Source organism: Mesorhizobium sp. WSM4808, from assembly GCF_055811675.1.
Window position 1 is genome coordinate 97,570 of the sequence record NZ_JBVVQX010000009.1, and the last position, 24,325, is coordinate 121,894.

Consider the following 24,325-nt stretch of genomic DNA (forward strand, 5'->3'; position numbering starts at 1 on the left):
TCGCTGTTTTCATTTCGACGATGTCAGAGCCGGGTGCGGACCGTCCACAGTTCCGGGAACAGCACCACCTCGAGCATCTTCTTCAGATACGAAGCACCCGACGTGCCGCCGGTGCCGCGTTTCAGACCGATGATGCGCTCAACCGTGGTGACGTGGTTGAAGCGCCAGCGGCGGAAATAATCCTCGAAGTCGACCAGCTTCTCTGCCAGTTCGTAGAACATCCAGTAGCGCTGCGGATCGCGGTAAATGGTTTGCCAGGCGACCAGCACCTCTTCATTCTCGGTTCGCGTCTCACGCCAGCCCGTGCGCTTGGCATCGGCACCGATGTCGAATCCGTTGCGCGCAAGCAGCAGCAGCGCTTCGTCGTAGAGCGATGGTTCGGTCAGGATCGCTTCCAGCTTTCCGCTCAGGTCGGGCCGGTGCTTGTGCGGCCCGAGCATGGCCAGGTTGCGGTTGCCGGCCATGAACTCGATGGCGCGATACTGCCAGGACTGGAAACCCGAGGACTGGCCGAGCGCGTCGCGGAACTCGGTGTATTCGCTCGGCGTCATCGTCCGCAGCACATCCCAGGCATTGTTCAGCTGCTCGAAGATCCGCGCAACGCGCGACAGCATCTTGAAGCTCGGCTCGAGCCGGTCGGCGCGGATGGAACGGATCGCGGCGCCGATCTCGTGCAGAGCGAGCTTCATCCAGAGTTCGGAGGTCTGATGCTGGATGATGAACAGCATCTCGTCATGCGCCGATGACAGCGGCGTTTGGGCCTCCAGCACTTTCTCCAGGTGCAGGTAGTCGCTGTAGGACATGCGCTCCTTGAACGACATCTGGGCGCCTTCGGACGCCGGATCGTATGGCTCGCTCAATCGATTTTCTCCGTGCGCAGCCGGAAGCGCTGGATCTTGCCGGTCTGGGTCTTGGGCAGGGCGGCGATGAATTTTACCGATCGCGGATATTTATAGGGCGCGATCATTGCCTTGACATGGTCCTGCAGGCGCTTGGTGGTGAGGGCGTCGGGCGCGACGCCCTGCACCAGCACGACATGCGCCTCGACGATCTGGCCGCGCTCGGCGTCCTCGGCGCCAATGACAGCGCATTCGGCGACGTCCGGGTGCGCCAGCAGCGCCGCCTCGACCTCGGGACCGGCGATGTTGTAGCCGGCGCTGACGATCATGTCGTCGGAGCGTGCGGCGAAATGGAAGAAGCCTTCCTCGTCCTGCGTGAAGGTATCGCCGGTGAGGTTCCAGCCGTCGCGCACGTATTCCTTCTGCCTGTCATCGGCCATGTAGCGGCAGCCGGTCGGTCCGCGCACCGCAAGCCTGCCGGTCGCGCCGCGTGGCACCTCGCGCATCTCGTCATCGACGACGCGCGCCTCGTAGCCGCCCACCGGCTTTCCGGTCGACGCGGGCTTCATGTCGTCAAAACGGTTGGAGATGAAAATGTGCAGCATCTCGGTGGCTCCGATGCCGTCGAGGATCGGCTTTCCGGTCTTTTGTGTCCACTCTTCGAAAACGGGAGCAGGCAAGGTTTCGCCGGCCGAAACGGCGACGCGCAGCGATGACAGGTCCGCTCCTTCATCCATGGCCTTCAGCATGGCGCGGTAGGCAGTCGGCGCGGTGAAAGAGATCGTCGCTTTGTAGGTCTCGATGATGTGGATCATGTTGGGTGGCGTCGCCTGCTCCAGCAGCGTCGCCGCCGCACCGAAGCGCAGCGGGAAGATGGCGAGTCCGCCAAGGCCGAAGGTGAAGGCCAGCGGCGGCGAGCCGACGAAGATGTCGTCCGGCGTCACCTCCAGGATTTCGCGGGCGTAGGCGTCGGCGATGATCAGCAGGTCGCGGTGAAAATGCATCGTCGCCTTCGGAACGCCTGTTGTGCCCGAGGTGAAGCCGAGCAGGGCAACATCGTCGCGGCCGGTGTCGACTGCGGTGAACGTCACCGGCTTGTCGAGAGCGGCACGATCGAGTTCAGCATCATGGTTGGCGGTGCCGTCGAAACCGATGACCTGCTTGAGGAATGCGCTGTCCTTGGCGCAGGCGGTCATCTCGTCCATCAGCCTGGTGTCGCAGAGCGCGACGGTGATTTCCGCTTTGTCGACGATCTTGGCGAGTTCGCCGGCGCGCAGCATCGGCATGGTGTTGACGACCACGGCGCCAACCTTGGTGGCGGCCAGCCAGCAGGCGACCATTGCGGGGTTGTTGGCCGAACGGATCAGCACCCGGTTGCCCGGCTCGACCCCATAATTCTCGACCAGCGCGTGGGCCAGCCTGTTCGTCCAGTCGGACAGTTCCTTGTAGGTGCGGCGGCGGCCATTGCCGATCAGCGCGGTGTGGTCGCCCAGGCCTTTCTCGACCAGCCTGTCGGTCAGTTCGACACCGGCGTTGAGGCGTTCGGGATAGTCGAAGCCGTCGAGCAGGATTTCAGGCCATTGCTCCGGCGGCGGCAGGTGATTGCGCGTGAACGTGTCGATATGCGCTGAAGGCCCAAGCATGTCGCCGCTCTCCTGTCTGCTGGACGGCCAGTGCGCGAGGCGCCTGACCAGTGATCTGAAGGTCCTGCTTTTTTTGAGGAGGCTTCGTGCCGCAAGTCGCGCCTTGCTCGACGCCACCCGAACGGGGTGACCATTTGCAGGCTTCGGGCAGCACAGCAGACCTCCCATTGTCGGCTGTTCGTGCGGGCAGGATCGCACCAGTCGAAATTTGTTTCAAGCCTAAAATGTTTTTGCCCTAGAGCATTGACGCATGGCGTGGCGGTGGCCATTGCTAGCGGAACAGCGATGCCGTTTTTGGGGAAGGGCGCAGATGTTCGAACGTCACATCGTCGATTGGGATGATGCCTATGCCAACGGTGCGAATATCGCCGGCAGCGACCGATGGCCGGCCGCGTGGGTGGAGCCTGCGCAAGCGTTTCGTGACGCACTCTCGGCGCAGGGCCGGGCACGGCTCGACATCACCTATGGCGATGGGCGACGCAATCGGCTCGATCTCTTCCTCCCCAGCGCCACGCCCAAAGGGTTGGTGGTGTTCATCCATGGCGGTTACTGGAAGGCGTTCGACAAGAGTTTCTGGTCGCATCTCGCCAATGGTGCGGTCAGCAGCGGCTTTGCCGTGGCGATGCCGTCCTACACGCTGTGCCCGGACTTACGCATCGCCGGCATCGTCCAGGAGATCGGCGTGGCGATCGGCAAGGCGGCGGCAATGGTCGACGGGCCGCTGATGCTGACCGGACATTCGGCCGGCGGCCATCTTGCCAGCCGGATGGTGACGACAACCACGCCTCTGGCGGACGATGTGGCGCGGCGCGTGCGCCATGTCGTTTCGATTTCGGGTGTCCACGATCTGCGTCCGATCATGCGCACCGAGATGAACGCGATTCTGGCCATCGACGAGGCCGAGGCGTTGGCGGAAAGCCCGGCACTGTTGCGGCCCATGGATGGTGTCCGCATCACCTGTTGGGCCGGTGGTGGCGAGCGCGCCGAGTTCCTGCGTCAGAACGCCTTGCTTGCCAACATCTGGACGGGCCTCGGTGCTGCAACCAGCACCGTGGTCGAGCCCGACCGGCATCATTTCAGCATTGTCGACGGCCTTGCCGATCCGGCCCACCCACTGAGCCGCGCCTTGATATCGGGCTAGCACCGAGATCATTTTCCATTTTTTTATTAATGGTTTGTCTTGTTCTGCTTCAGCGCAGCATCAGTACGCTGCAGGCCTCGCCAGCAGCTGCTGCGGGGGCAAACGGCGCCCGCACGATCAGCCCGTTGGCGTCGGCCAGCATTCTCAGCATCGAGGAATCCTGGATACCGAACGGCGTCGCCACCAGCACGCCGTCATCTTCCCTGACCACGGCTCGGACGTAGTCCTGGCGCAGATCATTGGCCGGCATGGCGGCACCCAACCGCGCCGGACGAATGTCCTGGCGATGATTGCGGCCGCCGAGCCGCGCCAGCAGCGGCTTCAGGAACAATTGCGAGCAGACCAGGCTTGCCACCGGATTGCCGGGCAGGCCGATGCACCTGATATCGCCGAGGCGGCCGAACATCAGCGGCTTGCCAGGACGCATGGCGATCTTCCAGAAGCCGAGCGTCATGCCTTCGCCGGTCAGCACGTCGTGGATCAGGTCGTGATCGCCGACCGAGGCGCCACCAAGCGTCACAATGACATCCGCACCGGCCGCGACCGCTTTTTGCACCAGTTCGGCGATAGCATCCTTGCGATCGGCGGCAATGCCGAGATCGAGCGCGCGGGCGCCGACCGAGTGTGCGGTGGCGGCGACGCCATAGGCATTCGATGAAATGATCTGGTCCGGGCCGAGATCGCTGCCCGGCGGCAGCAATTCGTCGCCGGTGGCGATAATGGCGACCAGCGGCCGTTTCACCACGCTGACCCGAGGATGGTTGGCCGATGCTGCCAGCGACAGTGCCGCCGGGTCGAGCAAGCGGCCTTTTTCCAGCAGCATGTCGCCTGTTGAAAAATCGAGCCCGATGCGGCGGATATTGCGCCATTGCGCCGTTGGCTCGGTCACTTCGATTTCGCCGCCGCCGAGATCGCGGACATTCTCCTGGATGACGATGGTGTCGGCGCCTTCGGGCAGCGGCGCGCCGGTGAAGATGCGCACGGCCTGCGTCTGGCCGACCGTGCCGTCGAAGCCACGCCCAGCCGGCGCCATGCCGATCACCGACAGCCTGGATGGGACCGACGTGACGTCGGCGGCGCGCGCTGCATAGCCGTCCATGGCGGAAGCATTGAAAGGCGGCTGGGTGCGAAGTGCCACGACCGGTTCCGCCAGAACACGATCCACAGCCTCGAACAGGGGAACGCTTTCGCCGGCTAGAGGCGCCGCGCCATCAAGCAGGCGTTCAAGCGCCTCCGCGATAGGAACCAGCGCCATCAGGCGCTCGCCTTGTAGTCACCCGACTTGCCACCGGTCTTTTCGACCAGGCGGATGCCGGTGATGACCATGGCGCGGTCTACTGCTTTGGCCATGTCGTAGATGGTCAGGCAGGCGACCGAAGCGGCGGTCAGCGCTTCCATCTCGACACCCGTCTTGCCGGTGACGCGCGCCAGTGCGGTGACCTTCAGGCCGGGCAAAGCATGGTCGGGCTCGATGTCGACGGAAACCTTGGTCAAAAGCAGCGGGTGGCAGAGCGGGATCAGTTCATGCGTCTTCTTCGCCGCCATGATGCCGGCGATGCGCGCGGTGCCGAGCACATCGCCCTTCTTGGCGTTGCCGGCGAGGATCATCTTCAGCGTCTCGGGCTGCATCGCGACAAAGCCTTCGGCGATCGCCGTGCGCGTTGTTTCGTCCTTGTCGCCGACGTCGACCATGTTGGCCTCGCCCTGCGCGCCGAGATGGGTAAGGCCCGATACCATCGTCAGATGGCCTCGGCCAAAGCTTTGCCTGTCAGAAGCAGGCGCGTCGCCGCGGTGACGTCCTGTTGCCGCATCAGGCTCTCGCCGACAAGAAAAGTGCCGATGTCGCTCTTTTGCAGCCTGAGGCAGTCGTCATGCGAGAAAATACCGCTCTCGCTGACCAGCAAGCGGTCGGCCGGAACCATCGTCGCCAGCCGCATGGAAGTGTCGAGGCTGGTCTCGAATGTGCGCAGATTGCGGTTGTTGATGCCGATCAGCCGCGACGACAGTTTTAGCGCGCGCTGCGTCTCGGTCTCGTCGTGCACTTCGACCAGTGCATCCATGCCGAGTTCGAAGGCCGTCGCCTCGAGCTCGCTGGCCAGGACGTCGTCGACACTGGCCATGATGATCAGGATGGCATCCGCGCCCCAGGCGCGGGCTTCGTAGACCTGATACGGATCGAACAGGAAATCCTTGCGCAGCGCCGGCAGCGCGACGGCGGCTCGCGCCCAGGTGAGAAATTCGGGCGCACCCTGGAAGGACGGTGCATCGGTCAGCACCGAAAGACAGGCAGCACCACCCTTGGCATAGGCCTGCGCCAGCGCCGGTGGATCGAAATCGGCACGGATCAGACCCTTGGAAGGGCTCGCCTTCTTGATCTCGGCGATTAGCGCGAAGGCGCCGGATTTGCGCTTCGCTTCCAGTGCGGCAAGAAAGCCGCGCGGTGCGTCGGCGTCTTTTGCCCGGGCCTTGATTTCGGCCAACGGCACGCGTGCCTTTGCTGCCGCGATCTCGTCGCGCTTGTAGGCCTCGATCTTGCGAAGAATGTCAGACACGCTCTATCCGTTATCCGTTCGAAATCTCGACCAGCCTGTCGAGCACTTGCAGGGCACGGCCGCTATCGATGGCTTGCGCCGCCGCCGCGATGCCGTCGCCAAGCGTCGTCGCCTTGCCGGCCACAACCAGTCCGGCACCGGCGTTCATCAGCACGGTGTCGCGATAGGCGCCGGCGGCGCCGCCCAGCATATCGCGCAAGGCCTTGGCGTTGTAGTCCGCATCGCCGCCACGCAATTCGTCCTTGCTGTGGCGCGGCAACCCAACCGCTTCAGGGGTCAGGGTGAAGCTGCGGATCTCGCCGCCGATCAGTTCGGCAACCTGCGTCTCGCCGGTGGTGGTGATCTCGTCATAGCCGTCGCCATGGGCGACCCAGACATGCTCGGCACCCAGCGCCTTCAGCGTCTCGGCAACCGGCAGGATCCATTCCGGCAGGAACACACCGACCAGCTGCCGCTTGACGCCGGCCGGATTGGAGAGCGGCCCGAGCAGGTTGAAGATGGTGCGGGTGCCGAGTTCGACGCGGGTCGGGCCGACATGCTTCATCGCCGGATGGTGCGCAGGCGCGAACATGAAGCCAACGCCTGCCTCGTGGATGCAGCGGCCGATGAATTCGGGCGAGATATCGATCTTGACGCCGAGCGCAACCAGCACGTCGGCTGCCCCCGTCAACGATGACAGGCCGCGATTGCCGTGTTTGGCAACCGGCACGCCGCTGCCGGCAACGACGAAGGCCGATGCCGTCGAAATGTTGACGCTGTGAGAATTGTCGCCGCCGGTGCCGACGATGTCGATGGCGTCGGTGGGCGCGTCGACGTGCAGCATCTTGCCCCGCATGGTTGCGACGGCGCCTGAAATCTCGCTCACCGTCTCGCCGCGCACACGCAGCGCCATCAGGAAACCGCCGATCTGGCCGGGGGTCGCGTCACCCGACATGATGATGTCGAAGGCCTCGCGCGCTTCCTCGAAGGAAAGCGCGCTACCGGTCGCGATCTTGGCGATATGGGTTTTCAGCGCGCTCATCTTGTCGAGGCTTGGGCGACGGCGGCCTGGTCGATGCGAACGTCGTACTGCGTCTGCAACTGCGCCACCAACTGGTCGAGCAGGTCATCCGACATGCCGGAGGTGAAGGATTTCTGCGCGTCGTCCGGCACCGAACTGGCATCGGCTCCGGCGGGCTCGAACACTTCGGCGACCTTGTACAGGATCTGCCCGTCTCCGGTGGGTGAGGGGACCAAGCCGGTGCCGCCTTCGCCGACACCGAACATCGCTGCCGCACCCTCCTTACCGAAATCGACATCGTCAGCCTCACGCTTGACACCGCGCTTGGTCTGCTTTTCGAGCTTCAGTTCGCTGGCGATGACATCGAGCGTTGCGCCGGCCTTGAGCCGCTTTTCCAGTTCGTCAGCCTTGGCGGCCAGCCGCTTGCTTATTTCCGCCGCCGTCCAGTCGGCGACGACTTTTTGACGAACCTCATCCAGCGTGCGGTCGCGAGCCGGCGTGACGGACGCCACCTCATAGAAGACGAAGCCGTTGTCGGCTGTGGTCAAGGCATCGTTTTCCGTGTTGGGTTCGGCGTCGAAGACGGCTTTGATCAGCTCCGGCGATTGCGGCAGGTCCTTGACGATGGTTGCATCTGGCCGCAGTCCACTACGATCGATGGCGTCGATGGTGACGACCTTCAGCTTCAGCTTGGCCGCGGCCTCCGCCAGCGAACTGCCGGCGGCGCGGGTGTCATCGTAATTGTCGCGCACGTCCAGAAGGATGCGGCTTGCCTCGCCCAGCGCCAGATCCTTGCGGATCTGATCGGACACCTCGGCCAGTGGTTTCACCACCTCGGGCTTGATCTCGGTGACGCGCAGCAGCACCGGACCGAAGGCGCCTTGCACGACCTGACTGACTTCATTGGCGTTGAGCGAAAAGGCCGCGTCGGCGACCGCCTTGTCGGCGATCTTGTCCTTGGCAAGCGTGCCGAGCAACGTATCGGCCGGCGTCTTGCCTTCCGCCGTGACAAGCTTGTCGAAAGTGGCGCCGGCCTTGAGCGAATCGAGTGCGGCCTTGGCCGCATCCGGCGTCTTGAACACGAGCTGCTCGACGGTGCGCAGTTCCGGCGTGGTGTAACGCGCCTTGTTCTTGTTGTAGTCGTCGCTGACCTGGCTGTCGGTGACGGCGGTCGTATCCATGATGTCGACGGGTTCGAGGCGGACATAGGAAAATTTGCGGTATTCGGGTGCCGCATATGTCTTCTTGTTGGCTTCGAAATAGGCCGAGAGCACGCTATCGGACGGCGCCGCGATCGGCTCGACCAGTGCCTTGGGCAGCGTCAAATAGTCGATGGTGCGGTCTTCGCCGCGATAGAGCGCAACCGCCTTGAAGAAAGTGTCCGGAGCCTTGAGGCCATCCGAGACCGCCTCGACAATTTGCTGGCGCACGGCCACCTGGGCACGGTTCTTCAAATAGTCCTCGGGCCGCATGCCGATCTGCTGCAGCATATATTCGAACGTTCTGCGGTCGAACTGGCCGCCCGGGCCCTTGAAGGCTGGGTCCTCGCGTGTCAACTCGGCCAGCCGATCCTTGGAAAGTCCGAGGCCCAGCTTGCGGGCCTGTTCGTCGAGAACGGCACCAGAGACGAGCTGAGCCAACACCTGGTTGTCGACGCCGAGCGCCTTTGCCTGTTCGTGGCTGAGACGTTGGCCGAACTGTTGCGACATGACGGCGAGCTGGCGATCGTAGGCGAGACGGTATTCGTTGATCGATACTTTGGTGCCGCCGGCGGTTATCACCGAATCGTGGCCGGCAAGACCGCTCATCAGCTGTCCGGAAACGCCCCAGACCAAAAAGCTGAGCACCAGCAGCACCAACAGTCCCTTCGCGACCCAGGTGCCTGCCGCGTTTCTCAATATACCAAGCATTTTTACTTCCGATTTATGCGCATTTTCGCATGCGCCGAGTCTGAAACAAGCGCAATAGCGCCCTTCCGGCCCACTGTCGATTGCTTTGTGGCCTGATTTTGGTAGTGAGGGCCAGAGCCCCGATATCATCCGGAGAAGCAAACCCATGACGCCAGGAATTCGCCCGCTCGTCGCCGGCAACTGGAAAATGAACGGCACCAGCGCCTCCCTCAACGAGCTCCGGATGATCGGCAACGGTTTCATGAGCGGACTTGACGCAGAGACCGAAGCGCTGGTTTGCGTTCCCGCAACCCTGCTTGCTCACGCCGCGGAGATCCTGTCACGCACGCCGGTGCATGCCGGCGGTGAGGATTGCCATACCAAGGAGAGCGGCGCCTACACCGGCTGCATATCGGCGGAAATGCTCAGGGATGCCGGTGCGAGCCATGTCATCGTCGGCCATTCCGAATGCCGCGAGCAACGCGGCGAGGATGACGCCACTGTCCAGGCCAAGGCATCCGCCGCATGGCGTGCCGGGCTTGTTGCCATCATTTGCGTCGGCGAAACGCATGAACAGCGTGAAGCGGGCGCCACGCTGGACGTGCTGTCGCGGCAGGTCGATGGTTCGGTCCCGTCAAGCGCCACCCCATCCAACACCATCATTGCCTATGAGCCGGTATGGGCGATCGGCACCGGCTTGACGCCGACGGCCGGCGATGTGGCCGCAGCACATGCACATATCCGCGAAAAGCTGTCGGAAAAGCTCGGCGGCGTCGCGGCGAAGATGCGCATTCTCTACGGCGGCTCGGTCAAGCCCTCCAACGCGGTCGAACTGCTCGGCGTCAGGAATGTCGACGGCGCGCTGGTCGGCGGCGCCAGCCTGAAAGCGGCGGATTTTCTCGGCATCGCCGAGGCTTATCGCAATATTGCCTGAAGACATTCGCTCCGCCGGACAAGGGCTTCCGGTGCACGAAATCGTTGCAAAGGACGGGTTGCTTCCCATATTCCGGCCACGGGCTTGGAAATGCCGTCAAAGCATTGTATTGAGCCGCCTCCAATTCACCGGTCGTGTCCGCGGCCGGGCAAGGCCTTGCCAGGATAAACTATGGAAACCGTACTGATCGTCATCCATCTCATGGTCGTGCTCGCCCTTGTCGGCGTGGTGCTGCTGCAGCGTTCCGAAGGCGGCGGCCTCGGCATCGGTGGCGGATCCGGCTTCATGACCGCGCGTGGTGCTGCCAATGCCCTGACGCGTGCGACGGCGATCCTTGCGGCCGCCTTCTTCGCCACGTCACTGACCCTGTCGATCGTCGCCCGCTACGGCGAGAAGCCGATCGACATCCTCGACCGCGTGCCGGCGACGTCGGACGGTGCAGGCAAAGGCGTGCTCAACCAGTTGCCCGGCACGACCACCCCGGCGCCCGCCGGCAGCACCACGCCGACGCCGCCTTCCGGCAACGACGCTTCGGCTCCGGCGACTGCCCCGGCCACGGCGCCTGCCGCCGGTTCGACGCCGCCGGCGACCAACGGCACGGCTCCCGCCGCACCGGCGACCCCGCAGGTCCCGAACCAATAGTCTTCCACGCTTGAAACCGCGATCTGTGGTCGTTTGAACACAGTCGCGGCAAATGCAGCAAGATCACGAAGATTCGACAGGGTGAGGCGGGGCCTCGCGCTTGAGGCAGCCGCGCTTATTCGACTATAGATTGCGCGCGGCATTTCCGGCGCCCTTGGGGGGCGCTGGGCGACGCCGTGGGCAACAAGCATAGAACGATCGGATCTTCGCCATGCAGCTTCGCAGCTTCATTTTCCTGGGACTTTGCGCCGCACTCGGCATGAGTTCCCCAGCCTCCGCCGGCGTGCCGGCAAATATGGCCGCACAGCCTTCGGCTGAAACAACTTCTGCAATCAACGTCGCCGTCAAGAGTGATGCGTCGCAATTGAAGCTTCTCAAGAAGAAGAAAAACCCGACGCCCGACGACCTCGCCCAGATCAAGAAGATCGAGGCCAAGATCGTTGCCGACAAGGAAGCCGCCAAAGCCAAGGCGCTCGAAGCCAGGAAACTGGCGATGCGCGAGGCGGCCAAGGCCAAGGCCGACGCTGAACGGCAGGCGTTCCTGGCCAAGAAGGGCAAGAGCACGCAGGCAACCCAGGTGGCCGATGCCAAGCCGGCCAAGAAGCTGGTTGCCAAGATCATCGAACCGATCGAACCGATCGCGCCGATCCAGTCGGCCGAGCCGCTTCCGGCAGAGGCGATGAACATCGCCCTGACCGGCAACAATGGCGAGTTGCGCAGCGAGGTCATCGGCCAGAAGCAGCCGAGCAGCGGCGGTTTGTTCGCCGGTCTCTTCGGCGGTAGCTCTTCCTCTTCGTCGATTTCATATCTTCCCGAGACACGGGCTCTCGACCAGGCTCTCGCCAAGAGGGAAGCCAAGAAGCAGTTCAAGGTGAAGCCGGAATTCGTGCCGCAGGACGTGGAATTCAGCGGTTACGCTGCCGGCACCATCGTTATCGACACCAGCGCGCGCCGCCTCTACCTCGTCGAATCGTCCTCCACCGCGCGCCGCTACGCCATCGCGGTCGGCCGCGACGGCCTGCAGTTCAAGGGTACGGTTGCAGTCGGTGACAAGCAGGAATGGCCGCGCTGGATCCCGACGCTGGACATGCAGAAGCGCGAGCCGAAGCATTACGGCCAGTATAAGGACGGTATGCCCGGCGGTGGCCAGAATCCGCTCGGCGCGCGCGCCATCTATCTCTATGACGGCAAGAAGGACACGCATCTGCGCATCCACGGCACCATTGCGCCGCAGTCGATCGGAACCAGCGCCTCGAATGGTTGCTTCCGCATGATCAACGAGCACGTCATGGACCTTTACAGCCGCGTCAGGGTTGGCACCAAGGTCGTCATCATCTGACGTTTCGTCATCCTGCCGAAAGGGCCGGCTCAGCCGGCCCTTTTGTTTTGCCTTGTTCACGATCCAAGCGCCTTCTTGGGAAAAAAGCTTCGCGGCGGTTTTTTCTCTGGCGGAATCAATCCGGCCGCGTTAAGCGATGACTCCCATGGCGCGATATGTATTCATCACAGGCGGCGTGGTTTCCTCACTTGGAAAAGGCATTGCCGCAGCGGCCCTTGGGGCTCTCCTGCAGGCGCGAGGCTATCGCGCACGCATCAAAAAACTCGATCCCTACCTGAATGTCGATCCAGGCACGATGTCGCCGTACCAGCATGGCGAAGTCTTCGTCACCGACGATGGCGCGGAAACCGATCTTGATCTTGGCCATTACGAGCGCTTCACAGGCCGCTCCGCCAACCAGCAGGACAACATCACCACCGGCCGCATCTACAAGAACATCATCGAGCGCGAGCGGCGCGGCGACTATCTCGGCGCAACCGTGCAGGTCATCCCGCACGTCACCGATGAGATCAAGAATTTCGTTCTCAACGGCAATGACGACTATGATTTCGTGTTGTGCGAGATCGGCGGCACGGTCGGCGACATCGAGGCGATGCCATTCCTGGAAGCTATTCGCCAGCTCGGCAACGACCTGCCGCGCAACAACGCCGTCTACGTCCATCTGACGCTGATGCCCTACATCCCGACGGCAGGCGAGCTGAAGACCAAGCCGACTCAGCATTCGGTCAAGGAGCTGCGCGGCATCGGCATCGCGCCCGATATCCTGCTGGTCCGTGCCGACCGCGCCATTCCCAAGGAAGAGCGTAGGAAACTGTCGCTGTTTTGCAATGTGCGCGAAAGTGCCGTGATCCAGGCGCTCGACGTGCCGCATATCTACGATGTGCCGATGGCCTATCACAAGGAAGGGCTCGATTCGGAAGTGCTGGCCGCCTTCGGCATCGATCCGGCGCCGAAGCCGCGCATGGAGCCGTGGCAGGCGGTATCCAACCGCATCCACAATCCGGAAGGCGAGGTCACCATCGCCGTTGTCGGCAAATATACCGGCCTCAAGGACGCCTACAAATCTCTGATCGAGGCGCTCTCGCATGGCGGCCTTGCCAACCACGTCAAGGTCAAGCTCGACTGGATCGAATCGGAGATCTTCGAAAAAGAGGATCCGACGCCCTGGCTGGAAAAGGTGCATGGCATCCTGGTCCCAGGCGGCTTTGGCGAGCGCGGTGCGGAAGGCAAGATCCTGGCGGCGAAGTTCGCGCGTGAGCGCAAGGTGCCGTATTTCGGCATCTGCTTCGGCATGCAGATGGCCTGCATCGAGGCGGCGCGGTCGCTGGCCGGCGTCGAACATGCGTCTTCGACCGAGTTTGGTCCGACCGAGGAACCGGTGGTCGGCCTGATGACCGAATGGCTGAAAGGCAACATGCTGGAGAAGCGCCGCGAAACCGGCGATCTCGGCGGCACGATGCGGCTCGGCGCCTATCAGGCCGAGCTCGCCAAGGGCTCCAAGATCGCCGAGATCTATGGCGACACACAGATTTTCGAGCGCCATCGCCACCGCTACGAGGTCAATGTCGACTACAAGGAGCGGCTCGAGGATTGCGGCCTGGTGTTTGCCGGTATGTCGCCCGACGGCGTGTTGCCGGAAACGGTCGAATACCCGGACCATCCGTGGTTCATCGGCGTGCAGTATCACCCGGAACTGAAAAGCCGGCCGCTCGAGCCGCATCCGCTGTTCGCCAGTTTCATCGAGGCGGCCGTGGAGCAGAGCCGGCTGGTGTAGCGATCAGGTCGGGCGGCAATGCAGACCTATGTCGCACTGCTTTACAGCATCATCCTGGCTGAGGGGCGACGGGTCGTCATGGCCGACCTCAAGGCCATGGCCGAAGAGCTCGGGCTGAACAACCCGCGCACGCTGGTGGCGACGGGCAATCTGGTCTTCGAGGCACCGGCAACTGATATCGCCGACCTCGAACAGTGGTTGGAGGCAGCCTTCGAAAAAACCTTCGGCCGCCATGTCGATATCATCGTGCGCGGTGCCGAGGACTGGCTGAAGCTTGCCGCCGGCAATCCGTTTCCGATGGAATCGAATGCGACCGCGGATCAGGTGGCGGTGCGCGTGATGCGTAAGCCTGCACCCGAGCAGGCCGTGACGGCACTGCAGGCCTATGCCGCCGAGGACGAGAAAGTGACTTCGCTCGGCGGCGACATCTGGGTCGTCTTTTCGCGAGAGAGGCCAAGTTCGCGGCTGCTCGCGGCAATGAACCACAAGCGCATGGGCATCGGCACGTCGCGCAACTGGAACACGGTGCGCAAATTGGCCGAGATGATCGGGTAGTTGGGGCGGCTTTGCGCCGCCCCTGATGATGCTCGTCAGGCTTTCGCGGTCTTGGCGCCTGCGCCAAGGGCGGCGGTGCGCAGCACGTAGTAGATAATGCCGGCGATCGCCACCCCGAAGAACCAGCCATAGACGCCCCACCAGGACGGCAGCCAGTTGGTGAAGTTGGGCAGGATCGACGAGAAGATGGCGCCGATGCCGGCGGCGATGAAGGCGTTGACGTGCCAGCCGCCCTGGAAACGGAACTCGCCGTCCTCGCGATAAAGCGCCTCGACGTCGACCTCGCCCTTCCGGATCAGGTAGTAGTCGACCATCATCACGCCGAAGATCGGCCCCATTGTCGCGCCGATGATGTTGACGAAGGAAGCGGCACTGCCTTCCCACGGCGCGAAGGGGTAAAGCAGCAGGGCAATCACGGCCGCGATATAGCCGCCCTTCTTGAAGTCGATCTGCCTGGGAAAGACGTTGGAGAAGTCGAAGGCCGGCGAGACGAAGTTTGCCACCACGTTGATGCCGAGGGTTGCCACGGCAAAGGTCAAGGCTGCGAGCGCTGCCAGGAACCAGCTGTCGAATTTCGCCGAGATCTGGTCGGGATGCAGCAGCACCTCGCCATAGACATCAAAGGCGGCAATGGTGGTGACGCCGGCGACCAGCGAAAACAGGATCAGGTTGATCGGCAGGCCCCAGATGTTGCCCTTGCGCAGCGATGCCTTGTCCGGCGCGTAACGGGCGAAATCGCAGAAGTTGAGATAGAGCGCCGAGAAATAGGTGACCCAGATTGCCGCCACCGCAAACAGCGAGGTCCACGATCCCGGCGTGCCCGGCACGCCCGCGTCCTTCGTCTTGTCCAGCAGCACGTCCATCGGGATATCGCTGGTGAAGGCAAATCTCCCGGATTTGACGCAGAGATAGATCGCCAGGATCAGCATCATCACCCAAACCGCGGGGCCGGCCCAGTCCTGGAAGCGGCGCACCGTTTCCATGCCGTTCTGGATGATCAGCAGTTGCAGCCCCCAGATGACCACGAAGCAGATCACCTCCAGGCCGGTATGGCCGAGGAAATGCGTGCTGGCGTTGAAATCGGCGAACCATTGTGTGCGGATCAGCAGCGCCACGATCGCGCCCGAGGCGGCGGCCGTCTGCGCGCCGTACCAGAAACAGGCGACGATGGCGCGCACCAGTGCCGGTATGTTGGCGCCCCAGATGCCGAAAGAGGCGCGGGCAAGCACGGGGTAGGGCACGCCCGTCTTCACGCCGGCATAGCCGACCATGTTCATCAGCACATAGATGATCAGCGATCCGATGCCGATGGCGATGATGAAATTGACGAAGCCGCCGCAAAACAGGAACAGACTGGCGGCAAGATAGTAGCCCCAAAGGCTGTGGACGTCCGATGTCCAGACGTTGAAGATCGAGAATGGTCCCCAGTTTCGAACTTTGGCCGGAGCCAGATCCTCGTTGTACAGATCAGGTGAAGCACCCTGTATCGTCATGGCAATGTTCCCCTTTTGCAGCACGCGCCCTCACGCGTTGACCGCGTGCAGGTTAAGCCTGCCGCAGGGGAACCGACAAGCAACCTATTTGCCGGCTTTGGCCTTAAAGATATTCAATGAGAACTGCGATTATCGATGCAAGGCGATGGTGGGTCATCGCTGAACCCGGCACGGATGATTCGAAGTTCGACGCTGGGATTCCAATCTGAAACGGTGGCTGCCGACATCTTCGGTCGGCGCCATCTAAGCGATGGCCATCACCTGCTTGTGGTCCGCGACTTCAGCGAGCAGCCAATCCTGAAACAGGCCGGTGCCTGGTTTGTTGCCGATGCTGCGACGCTGATGCAGGTAAATGCCGGCCGGATAGGTGTGACGGACATGGAACGGCGCGACCAGTTTGCCTTGCTGTAGAAAATCTTGCGCCATGATCGTGTCCGCAAGCGCTATTCCGGCGCCATTGATCGCTTCGCGCATGATGAGCGTACAATCATCGAGTGTTGTGCTGGATTTTGGCGTCGTTTCCAGAACGCCTTCCTGCTCCAGCCAACGCTTCCATCTCATGGTTTCGCATTCATGGATCAGATGATGATTGACCAGATCGGCCGGCGATCGCAGCGGCACAGGCCCCTCCAAAAGCGAAGGCGCACAGACCGGGGTCAAAAGCAGCGGGATCAGCAGCGTCAAAGCCGGGCCGGCCTTGTAGACGAACTCGTCGACAATGGCCAAATCGAAGTTGGCGCGCTTGCCTGAAGTGGAGATCTCCAAATCCACCGACGGATGCAACCGGCGAAAGTTCGGCAACCGGTCCGCCAGCCAAAGGTTCAGAACGGTGGGCACGCACAAGACCCGGACCCGTTGGATCTTGCCGTGGCGCGAGCCGTCCGAGAGGCTGACGTCATCGGTGGCGCGCCAGATGGCTTCGAACGCCTCCGAGAGGCTGCGCGCATAGTAGGAGCCCCTGATGGTTGGCGTTATCTGGCGAAAACCGCGTTCGAACAGGTCCTGGCCAAGATTTCGTTCAAGCGCGCGGATGTGGCGGCTGACAGCCGAGGGTGTCAGATGCAGTTCTTCCGCCGCGTCCTTGACGCTGCCGAGGCGAGCGGCGGCCTCGAAAGCGCGCATGCCATTGAGTGAGGGAAGGGCCATTGGACGATCATGAATTGTCAGTTGAGTTTTTGTCAATCGACATGGGCAGAATTCGCGTTTGATTGCCTGCCCCCTTAGGGGATACCCAGAGGACAAGAGCAATTAAGTCGTCTCAAGCGACTGTTTGGGAACACCGGTACCATACCATCGACGGCTGAGACCGGCTTGACCAGTCTCACCGGTGGAGAGCGAAGCTTTGCTCGGTATCGCCGCAATTGGAGAGAGCGCCAGCCTATGCCTCAATCGCCAGCGCCGGTCTTCGAAGCTGCGGAGGAGATTTCCGCGGAAACCTCCGTCGTCGTGATTTTGCAAACTGCCCAACCAGGCTTTGGTCCCCGGGCAGCGGCTCTGGACGCTGAGATGAGCGGGATTCTCTCTCGTGCATGCTCTGACCCGGCCGCCTTGGCCGGATTCGGCACCTGCATCGATCTTATCGCCCCGCAGGCAGTATCGACCAAGCGCGTGGTTGTCCTGGCCTTGGGCAAAGCCGAAGCCGTAACCACCCTCTCGTTGGCGCGCGCCGGCGGTCTGCTTGCCGCACATCTGGAAGGCAAGGGGGAATGCGCGGCCACTCTGGTCCTGGACCCCATCGCTGGCATTGAACTATCCGGCGCCGAAATCCTGGCGCGTGTCGCGCTTGGCATGCGGCTGCGCCGCTATCGTTTCGACATGCGCAACCGGCGGCAAGGAGCGGGAGCGGATCGAACCTTGCGGGTGAAACTGGTCGGAGCCGGCGGCCCGGATCTGACCGCGGCGCTGACGCGGATCAATGCAATCGCCGACGGCGTCGAATATGCACGCACCTTGGTCAACCTGCCGCCAAACCATCTCCACCCCGACAATTTCCATGATCATCTGGAGCCGCTGCGTGAAGCCGGCATCGACATCGAAATGCTCGATGCCGCGCAACTGAAGGAGCTCGGCATGAACGCGCTCCTCGCCGTTGGGTCGGGCTCGGCGCGTCCGCCACGGGTCGCTGTCCTGCGCTACCGCGGCAAGGGTGCTCCCGCCCAACCACTCGCTTTCGTCGGCAAAGGCGTCTGCTTCGATTCGGGAGGCCTCTGCATCAAGGGCGGAGCGCAGATGTTCGACATGAAAGCCGACATGGGCGGAGCGGCGGCTGTGGTCGGCCTGCTGATCGCGCTCGCCCGGCAAGGCAGCCCGGTACACGTTGTCGGTGTTCTCGGCATCGCCGAGAACATGCCATCGGGCACCGCGCTCAAACCGCGCGACATCATCACCACGGCCTCGGGACAGACAGTGGAAGTGTTCGACACGGATGCGGAGGGACGCCTGCTTCTGGCCGACTGCCTCTACTATGCAGCCACGCGCTTCAACCCTTCGGTGATCGTCGATCTGGCGACGCTGACCTATTCGGTGACGCGTGGCCTGGGGTCGATATTCGCAGGCCTATTCAGCACCGACGATGCCATCGCTTCACAGATGATCGCGGCCGGAGAAACGGTCGGCGAGCGGTTCTGGCGGCTGCCGCTCGACCGGGCCTATGATGAGGGTCTGCAATCGCCGTTCGCGGACCTCAGGCATCATGCCAAGGACATGGAAGACGGCGACGCTCCCTATGCGGCGGCCTTCCTGCGTCACTTCACGGAAGACCGCCCCTGGGTGCATCTCGACATCGCCAGCAAGGAACTGACCGACACCGATCGGCCTCTCGGCAGGCAAGGCGCCACGGCATTTGGCGTGCAGATGCTGGAAGAATGGGTGCAGGTCACCCGCAACATGAGTTAGGGCGCCTGCCGTCACGGACAAATACAAGATGCCTTCAACCGCGCTGGGAACTGGGATGTCATCTGAGATCATAGGCATGGAAGGACGGGCCGCTTTCGGCGCCTTCGAGACCTGGTATCGGGTCACCGGTGATCTCGGTGGCGAAAAGGCGCCTGTGGTGATCCTGCATGGCGGCCCGGGCGTCGCTCACAACTATGTCGATGCCTACAAGCTTCTTGCGCGAAGGGATCGCGCCGTCATCCACTACGACCAGTTGGGCTGCGGCAATTCCACCTTGCTGCCTGAGAAAGGCGCCGATTTCTGGACACCTGGGCTGTTCATCGACGAGCTTGAAAACCTGGTCGACCATCTCGGCATTCGGACGGGCTTCCACGTCCTCGGCCAGAGCTGGGGCGGCATGCTGGGCGCCGAATATGCCGTGACGCGGCCGCAGGGCCTGAAGTCGCTGACCATCGCCAACTCGCCGGCTTCCATGAAACTGTGGGTCGAAGAGGCCAACCGGTTGCGTGCGGATCTGCCTGCGGATGTGCAGGAGACCCTGACCCGGCACGAGCAGGCCGGCACGACGGACGACGCAGCGTACCAGGCGGCGACGATGATGTTCTACGAGCGGCATGTCTGCCGGGTCGTGCCTTTCCCGCCCGAAGTCACGGAAAGTTTCGCCCAGGTCGTGCGCAATCCGACCGTCTATAATCTGATGAATGGACCGAACGAGTTCCACGTCATCGGAACGTTGAAGAACTGGAGCATCGTCGACCGTCTGCCGGCCATCGATGTTCCCACGCTGATCATCTCCGGACGTCACGACGAGGCCACGCCCGCGACCGTGCAGCCCTACAAGGACGGCATCAAGGGGTCGCGCTGGGAGATATTCGAGCATTCCAGCCACATGCCGCATGTCGAAGAGCAAGATGCATGCATGCGGGTAGTGGGAGACTTCCTGGACCACAACGACAATTGAAAAAAGGGGAATGAAGACATGAAGAAACTGCTTCTGGCGGCAACAGCCGCGGCATTGCTGGCCGGTACATGGCTGGCCCCGGCACAGGCCGAATATCTCAAGGAGCACCGAGGCGGCACCATCCGCCTGCTGGCCCGCTCCGCGGCCGGAACGCTCGATCCGCACATCAATTACACGGACCAGGGCTGGCAGATGTACCAGCCGATCTATGACGGCCTGGTGGCCTTCCGCAAGGCCGAGGGCATGGACGGCTTCACCATCGTTCCCGATCTGGCCGAGGCCCTGCCGCAGGTCAGCAATGACGGTAAGACCTTCACCTTCAAGCTGCGCAAGGGCATCAAGTTCTCCAGCGGCCAGGATCTTGGCGTGAAGGACATCGTTGCTTCCTTCCAGCGCATCTTCAAGGTTTCCGGACCGACCTCCGGCACGTTCTATGCCGGTATCGTCGGTGCCGACAAATGCCTGGCCGACACCAAGAGCTGCACGCTGGAAGGCGGCGTTGTCGGCGACGAAGCGGCCGGCACCATCACCATCAACATCACCAAGCCGGATGCCGAGCTGCTCTACAAGCTTGCCTTGCCGCATGCCGTGGTCCTGCCGGCGGACACGCCCGCCGAAGACATGGGTTCCAAGCCCATTCCCAGCACCGGCGCGTACATGATCTCCGCCTTCGACCCGAACAAGGGCATGACGGTTTCCCGCAACCCCAATTTCAAGCAGTGGAGCGAAGAAGCTCAGCCGGACGGCTATCCGGATGTCGTCCAATATGATTTCGGCCTGTCCGAAGAGGCAGCCGTCACCGCGATCCAGAACGGCGAAGCGGACTGGATGTTCGACGCTCTGCCCAGCGATCGCCTGGGCGAACTGGGCAGCAAGTCCATGGACCAGCTGCACATCTCACCGCTTTCGGCTTGGTGGTACGCGCCGCTGAACAACCGTCTCGCACCCTTCGACAATGAAAAAGCCCGCCAGGCCGTTGCCTATGCGATCGATCGCAACACGCTGGTCAAGCTGTTCGGCGGCAAGGTGCTGGCCTCGCCGGTCTGTCAGGTCCTGCCCCCGGACTTCCCCGGCCATGAAGACTATTGCCCCTTCACCAAGAATCCGGGCGCCAAATGGTCGGCTCCTGATCTCGACAAGGCAAAGCAGCTCGTCGAGGACTCCGGCACCAAGGGCCAGAAGGTGACGATCATCGTCGAGGACACCGCCATTTCGCGGTCCATCGGCGTCTATCTGCAGAGCGTTCTGACCAGCATCGGCTATGTCGCCGACGTCAAGCCGATCTCGTCGAACATCCAGTTCACCTACATCCAGAACACCAACAACAAGGTGCAGATGTCCGTTACCCAATGGTACAAGGACTATCCTGCGGCTTCGGACTTCCTGAACATCCTGTTCAGCTGCGCCTCCTTCCGTGAAGGTTCGGATGCCTCGATCAACATCGCCGGCTTCTGCGACAAGGAAATCGACGCCAAGATGCAAAAGGCATTGGACCTCGGCGTCACCGATCAGAAAGCCGCCGACAAAATGTGGGCTGAAATCGACAGGCAAGTCACCGACAAGGCACCCGCCGTTGGCCTCTTCACGCCGAAGCGGCTTGACTTTGTCAGCAAACGTCTCGGCAATTTCAAGTTCAACCGGCAGTTCAACTGGATGATCACCCAATCCTGGGTACAGTGATGGCCTGGGTGCAGTAACGAACCGCGGAGGGGCACGCCCGTGTCGAACGTAGCTGTCGCCATGCCGCGCAAGACGCGAGGGCCCTGGGCCGTCGCGTTTGCGAAGCTGGCAAGGGACAGGGCTGCCATGGCGTCGCTGGCCGTGTTCCTCCTCATCGTCCTTGCCTGCCTCAGTGCGCCTCTTTATGCAAAATGGGCAGGCGTGGACCCCTTCGCCTCGACGCTCGACGCCGTCATCCAGATCGACGGTGCCGACGTTCCGGTGATGGAACAATCGACGGAAGGGCTGGGGCTTGGTTACACACCGCTCGGCCCGACCTGGCGGCTGGGCAATTATTTCCTCGGCGCCGACAGCCAGGGGCGCGATGTCATGGCCAGGATGCTCTATGGCGGGCTGAGCTCGTTGCTGATCTCCGGAGCAGCCACCATCTTCACCCTGATCCTGGGCACGGCGGCGGGATTGATCGCCGGCTATTTCGGCGGCGTCACCGACACGGTGCTGTCGCGCTTCCTCGACATACTGTGGGCGTTCCCGATCTATCTGCTGGCGATTTCGCTCTCCATCGTCACCATCGCGCATGGCATCACGATCGGACCGATCCAGATCGAGTCCGGCAGCCTGTGGCTGCCTGTCATCATCATCGGCATCGTCTACGTGCCCTACGTGGCCCGCCCAATACGCGGGCAGGTTCTGGCGCTGCGCAAGAGCGAGTTCGTACTGGCCGCGATCAATCTGGGCGTGCCGGGGTGGCGCATCCTGTGGCGCGACATCCTGCCCAACGTCACCACCACGCTCATCGTCTTCGTGCCGCTTATGATGGCGCTGAACATGCTTACGGAATCGGCACTTTCCTTCCTGTCGATCGGCGTGCAGCCGCCGGCCGCGAGCTGGGGCACCATCATCCAGGACGGACAGGCGCTGCTTTACACCAGGCCATTGGTGGCGCTGGTGCCGGGCCTGGCGATCGCGGTTTCCGTCATGGCGCTCAATGTCTTCGGCGACGGCCTGCGCGACGCGCTCGATCCGCGCTCCAAGGTTCGGCTGGGGCGCGACTGATGATCTACGCAATCCTGCGCCGTTTCGGCCAGATGCTGTTCGTGATGTTCGGCATCTCGGTCATCGTCTTCCTGATTTTCTTCGCAACGCCGGGCGCCGACCCGGCGGCGCGCATCGCCGGCCGCAATGCATCGCCCGAAGTGCTGGAGGCGGTACGCCACAGCTTCGGCTTCGACCGGCCGCTCTACGTGCAATATGTGACGATGATGGAGAAGATCTTCGTCACCGGCGATCTGACCTCCTTCGTCAATCGTGGCTGGAAGGTGGTGCCGGCGGTCATGGATTCGATCCCGGTCACGCTCTCGCTGGTGTTCGGAGCGGCGATCCTGTGGGTGGTGGTCTCCATCATCATCGGCATCGCCGCCGCCGCCACGCGCGGCAGCTGGCTGGACAAGCTGCTGATGGCGCTAGGGCTGCTCGGCATTTCCATGCCGGTCTATTGGTTGGGCGAAGTGATGAACCTGATCACCCAGAGCCGCTATCACGACAGCTGGGCGTTCTCCTGGGTGCCACCGCTCGGCTACAAGAATTTCTCCGATGATCCGAAGGGCTGGTTCCTGACCCTGGTCATTCCCTGGATCACACTGTCCATTCTCTATATCGGTATTTACGGGCGCGTGCTGCGCGCGGCAATCATCGAATCCCTGCAGGAAGACTATATCCGCACGGCCCGGGCCAAGGGGCTGTCGGAAACCCGTATCCTGCTGCGCCATGCCTTGCGCACGTCGCTCATCGCCTTCGTCACCCTGTTCGGCCTGGATTTCGGCGCGCTGGTCGGAGGCTCGGCCTTGCTGACGGAGGTGGTGTTCGGGCTGCACGGCATCGGCAAGCTCACTTATGACGCGCTGCAGAATCTCGATCTTCCGATGATCATGGCAACGGTGATGTATGCTTCCATGTTCGTGGTTGTCGCCAATGCGGTCGTCGATTTCGTCTACATCCTTCTCGATCCGCGCCTGAGGACATCATGATACTGTCGGTGCGCGACCTCAGAGTTTCCTTCCGCACAAATGATGGCCTGGTGCGGGCCATCGATGGCGTTTCCTTTGACCTCGAGGAAAGCGAAATCCTCGGCGTCGTCGGTGAGTCCGGTTCCGGCAAGACCGTGTCGCTGCTGGCCGTCATGGGTCTCATCACCGATCCCAACGCCACCATCGAAGGGTCGATCCGCTACAAAGGCCGCGAACTCGTGGGACTGCCCGCGCGCGAACTCAGGCGGCTGCGCGGCAACGAGATCGCGATGATCTTCCAGGATCCGATGACGGCGCTGACGCCTGTCTACACGATCGGCTGGCAGATCGCCGAACAGATCCGCGCGCATCGCAACATCAGCAAGTCCAAGGCGATGGAGCGCGTGGAGGAACTGCTGGCCGAGGTGAATTTTCCGAACCCGCACGAGGCGATGTCGCGCTACCCGCACCAACTGTCCGGAGGCATGCGTCAACGGGCGGTGATCGCAATGGCTTTGTCCTGCAATCCGGCGCTTCTGGTGGCTGACGAACCGACCACCGCGCTCGACGTCACGGTGCAGGCCGGCATTCTCGATCTGGTGCGCAAGCTGCGCGCGACGCACAAGTCGGCGGTCGTCTTCATCACACATGACATGGGCGTGGTCTCCGAACTCGCCGACCGGGTCATGGTCATGTATGCCGGCCGCGTGGTGGAGCGCGGCAGTCGCGCGGAGCTGTTTTCCGATCCGCGACACCCCTATACGCGCGCGCTGCTGGGTTCGATCCCGCCGCTGACCGGCGAAAAACCACGGCGCTTGCCGGCCATTCCCGGTTCGCCGCCGTCATTGCTGCGATTGCCGCAGGGCTGTGCGTTCGGGCCGCGGTGCCCGGTTCACTACGAGCCCTGCGAGGCCGGCAAGCCCGACCTCGGGAGCGGCACCCATGCCGCGGCATGCTTCAGGGTGGCACAGGCATGAGCGGA

Annotated in this window: 21 protein-coding genes; 12 read left to right on the forward strand and 9 right to left on the reverse strand. The window is 62.6% G+C overall.

The features are described from left to right. Positions 1–23: 23 nt before the first annotated feature. Both kynA and AC0L2U_RS17845 read right to left on the reverse strand, forming a co-directional pair. Positions 24–860, reverse strand: a complete 837-nt coding sequence (gene kynA, locus AC0L2U_RS17840; RefSeq protein WP_127397045.1) for a tryptophan 2,3-dioxygenase — start codon at positions 858–860, stop codon at positions 24–26. Then, positions 857–2,482: an AMP-binding protein gene (locus AC0L2U_RS17845; RefSeq protein WP_473602337.1), complete on the reverse strand. Its 1,626-nt coding sequence runs from the start codon at positions 2,480–2,482 to the stop codon at positions 857–859. The genes kynA and AC0L2U_RS17845 overlap by 4 nt, the downstream gene beginning before the upstream one ends. A gap of 310 nt (positions 2,483–2,792) precedes the next feature. On the opposite strand from AC0L2U_RS17845, the gene AC0L2U_RS17850 reads away from it, so the two are divergent. Beyond that, entirely contained in the window at positions 2,793–3,623 is an 831-nt protein-coding gene (locus AC0L2U_RS17850) for an alpha/beta hydrolase (RefSeq protein ID WP_128288095.1), read from the forward strand. Between the two features lie 49 nt (positions 3,624–3,672). On the opposite strand, the gene AC0L2U_RS17855 is transcribed toward AC0L2U_RS17850, so the two are convergent. Genes AC0L2U_RS17855 through AC0L2U_RS17875 form a run of 5 tightly spaced genes read right to left on the reverse strand, consistent with a single transcriptional unit; the run spans position 3,673 to position 9,085 of the window. Next, positions 3,673–4,878 carry a molybdopterin molybdotransferase MoeA gene (locus AC0L2U_RS17855; RefSeq protein ID WP_127810451.1) on the reverse strand — a complete coding sequence of 402 codons (1,206 nt, stop codon included), beginning with the start codon at positions 4,876–4,878 and terminating at the stop codon, positions 3,673–3,675. Continuing rightward, positions 4,878–5,360, reverse strand: a complete 483-nt coding sequence (gene moaC / locus AC0L2U_RS17860) for a cyclic pyranopterin monophosphate synthase MoaC (RefSeq protein WP_127271357.1) — start codon at positions 5,358–5,360, stop codon at positions 4,878–4,880. Before moaC ends, AC0L2U_RS17855 begins: the two co-directional genes overlap by 1 nt. Before the next feature lie 2 nt (positions 5,361–5,362). Further along, positions 5,363–6,175 carry an indole-3-glycerol phosphate synthase TrpC gene (gene trpC / locus AC0L2U_RS17865; RefSeq protein WP_128288097.1) on the reverse strand — a complete coding sequence of 271 codons (813 nt, stop codon included), beginning with the start codon at positions 6,173–6,175 and terminating at the stop codon, positions 5,363–5,365. A 10-nt stretch (positions 6,176–6,185) separates the two neighbouring features. Next, on the reverse strand, positions 6,186–7,196 hold the full coding sequence (gene trpD, locus AC0L2U_RS17870; protein ID WP_127397779.1) for an anthranilate phosphoribosyltransferase: 1,011 nt from the start codon (positions 7,194–7,196) through the stop codon (positions 6,186–6,188). Beyond that, the gene (locus tag AC0L2U_RS17875) at positions 7,193–9,085 is read right to left on the reverse strand and encodes a SurA N-terminal domain-containing protein (RefSeq protein WP_128288098.1); all 1,893 of its coding nucleotides are present in this window, start codon (positions 9,083–9,085) and stop codon (positions 7,193–7,195) included. Before AC0L2U_RS17875 ends, trpD begins: the two co-directional genes overlap by 4 nt. Before the next feature lie 145 nt (positions 9,086–9,230). Between AC0L2U_RS17875 and tpiA the strand changes: the two genes are divergently transcribed. From tpiA to AC0L2U_RS17900, 5 genes are all read left to right on the forward strand, one after another. Continuing rightward, on the forward strand, positions 9,231–9,998 hold the full coding sequence (tpiA, locus tag AC0L2U_RS17880; RefSeq protein ID WP_127268769.1) for a triose-phosphate isomerase: 768 nt from the start codon (positions 9,231–9,233) through the stop codon (positions 9,996–9,998). 171 nt (positions 9,999–10,169) lie between these two features. Continuing rightward, on the forward strand, positions 10,170–10,640 hold the full coding sequence (secG, locus tag AC0L2U_RS17885; protein WP_128364538.1) for a preprotein translocase subunit SecG: 471 nt from the start codon (positions 10,170–10,172) through the stop codon (positions 10,638–10,640). Positions 10,641–10,851: 211 nt separating this feature from the next. Further along, a complete protein-coding gene (locus AC0L2U_RS17890; RefSeq protein WP_127398848.1) occupies positions 10,852–11,979 on the forward strand; it encodes a L,D-transpeptidase in 1,128 nt (375 codons plus the stop codon). 145 nt (positions 11,980–12,124) lie between these two features. After that, entirely contained in the window at positions 12,125–13,753 is a 1,629-nt protein-coding gene (locus tag AC0L2U_RS17895) for a CTP synthase (RefSeq protein ID WP_164895606.1), read from the forward strand. A gap of 18 nt (positions 13,754–13,771) precedes the next feature. Beyond that, a complete protein-coding gene (locus AC0L2U_RS17900) occupies positions 13,772–14,308 on the forward strand; it encodes a DUF1697 domain-containing protein (protein ID WP_127268715.1) in 537 nt (178 codons plus the stop codon). A gap of 35 nt (positions 14,309–14,343) precedes the next feature. Here AC0L2U_RS17900 and AC0L2U_RS17905 read toward each other — a convergent pair whose 3' ends face one another. Continuing rightward, positions 14,344–15,801, reverse strand: coding sequence for an NCS1 family nucleobase:cation symporter-1 (locus AC0L2U_RS17905; protein ID WP_127268714.1), 1,458 nt, complete (start codon positions 15,799–15,801; stop codon positions 14,344–14,346). A 243-nt stretch (positions 15,802–16,044) separates the two neighbouring features. Continuing rightward, positions 16,045–16,947: a LysR family transcriptional regulator gene (locus AC0L2U_RS17910; RefSeq protein ID WP_127397238.1), complete on the reverse strand. Its 903-nt coding sequence runs from the start codon at positions 16,945–16,947 to the stop codon at positions 16,045–16,047. Positions 16,948–17,181: 234 nt separating this feature from the next. Between AC0L2U_RS17910 and AC0L2U_RS17915 the strand changes: the two genes are divergently transcribed. The 6 genes from AC0L2U_RS17915 to AC0L2U_RS17940 are packed head-to-tail and all read left to right on the forward strand — an operon-like array spanning position 17,182 to position 24,320. After that, complete coding sequence (locus tag AC0L2U_RS17915) at positions 17,182–18,696, forward strand: leucyl aminopeptidase (RefSeq protein ID WP_127810446.1); 1,515 nt, start codon at positions 17,182–17,184, stop codon at positions 18,694–18,696. Between the two features lie 55 nt (positions 18,697–18,751). Continuing rightward, positions 18,752–19,657, forward strand: coding sequence for a proline iminopeptidase-family hydrolase (locus AC0L2U_RS17920; protein WP_127810445.1), 906 nt, complete (start codon positions 18,752–18,754; stop codon positions 19,655–19,657). Positions 19,658–19,675: 18 nt separating this feature from the next. After that, the gene (locus AC0L2U_RS17925; protein WP_128288101.1) at positions 19,676–21,337 is read left to right on the forward strand and encodes an ABC transporter substrate-binding protein; all 1,662 of its coding nucleotides are present in this window, start codon (positions 19,676–19,678) and stop codon (positions 21,335–21,337) included. A 39-nt stretch (positions 21,338–21,376) separates the two neighbouring features. Then, positions 21,377–22,393 carry an ABC transporter permease gene (locus AC0L2U_RS17930; protein ID WP_127810443.1) on the forward strand — a complete coding sequence of 339 codons (1,017 nt, stop codon included), beginning with the start codon at positions 21,377–21,379 and terminating at the stop codon, positions 22,391–22,393. Further along, positions 22,393–23,364, forward strand: coding sequence for an ABC transporter permease (locus AC0L2U_RS17935; protein ID WP_127397495.1), 972 nt, complete (start codon positions 22,393–22,395; stop codon positions 23,362–23,364). The genes AC0L2U_RS17930 and AC0L2U_RS17935 overlap by 1 nt, the downstream gene beginning before the upstream one ends. Beyond that, positions 23,361–24,320: an ABC transporter ATP-binding protein gene (locus AC0L2U_RS17940; protein ID WP_013531724.1), complete on the forward strand. Its 960-nt coding sequence runs from the start codon at positions 23,361–23,363 to the stop codon at positions 24,318–24,320. The genes AC0L2U_RS17935 and AC0L2U_RS17940 overlap by 4 nt, the downstream gene beginning before the upstream one ends. The last annotated feature ends 5 nt before the right edge of the window (positions 24,321–24,325 follow it).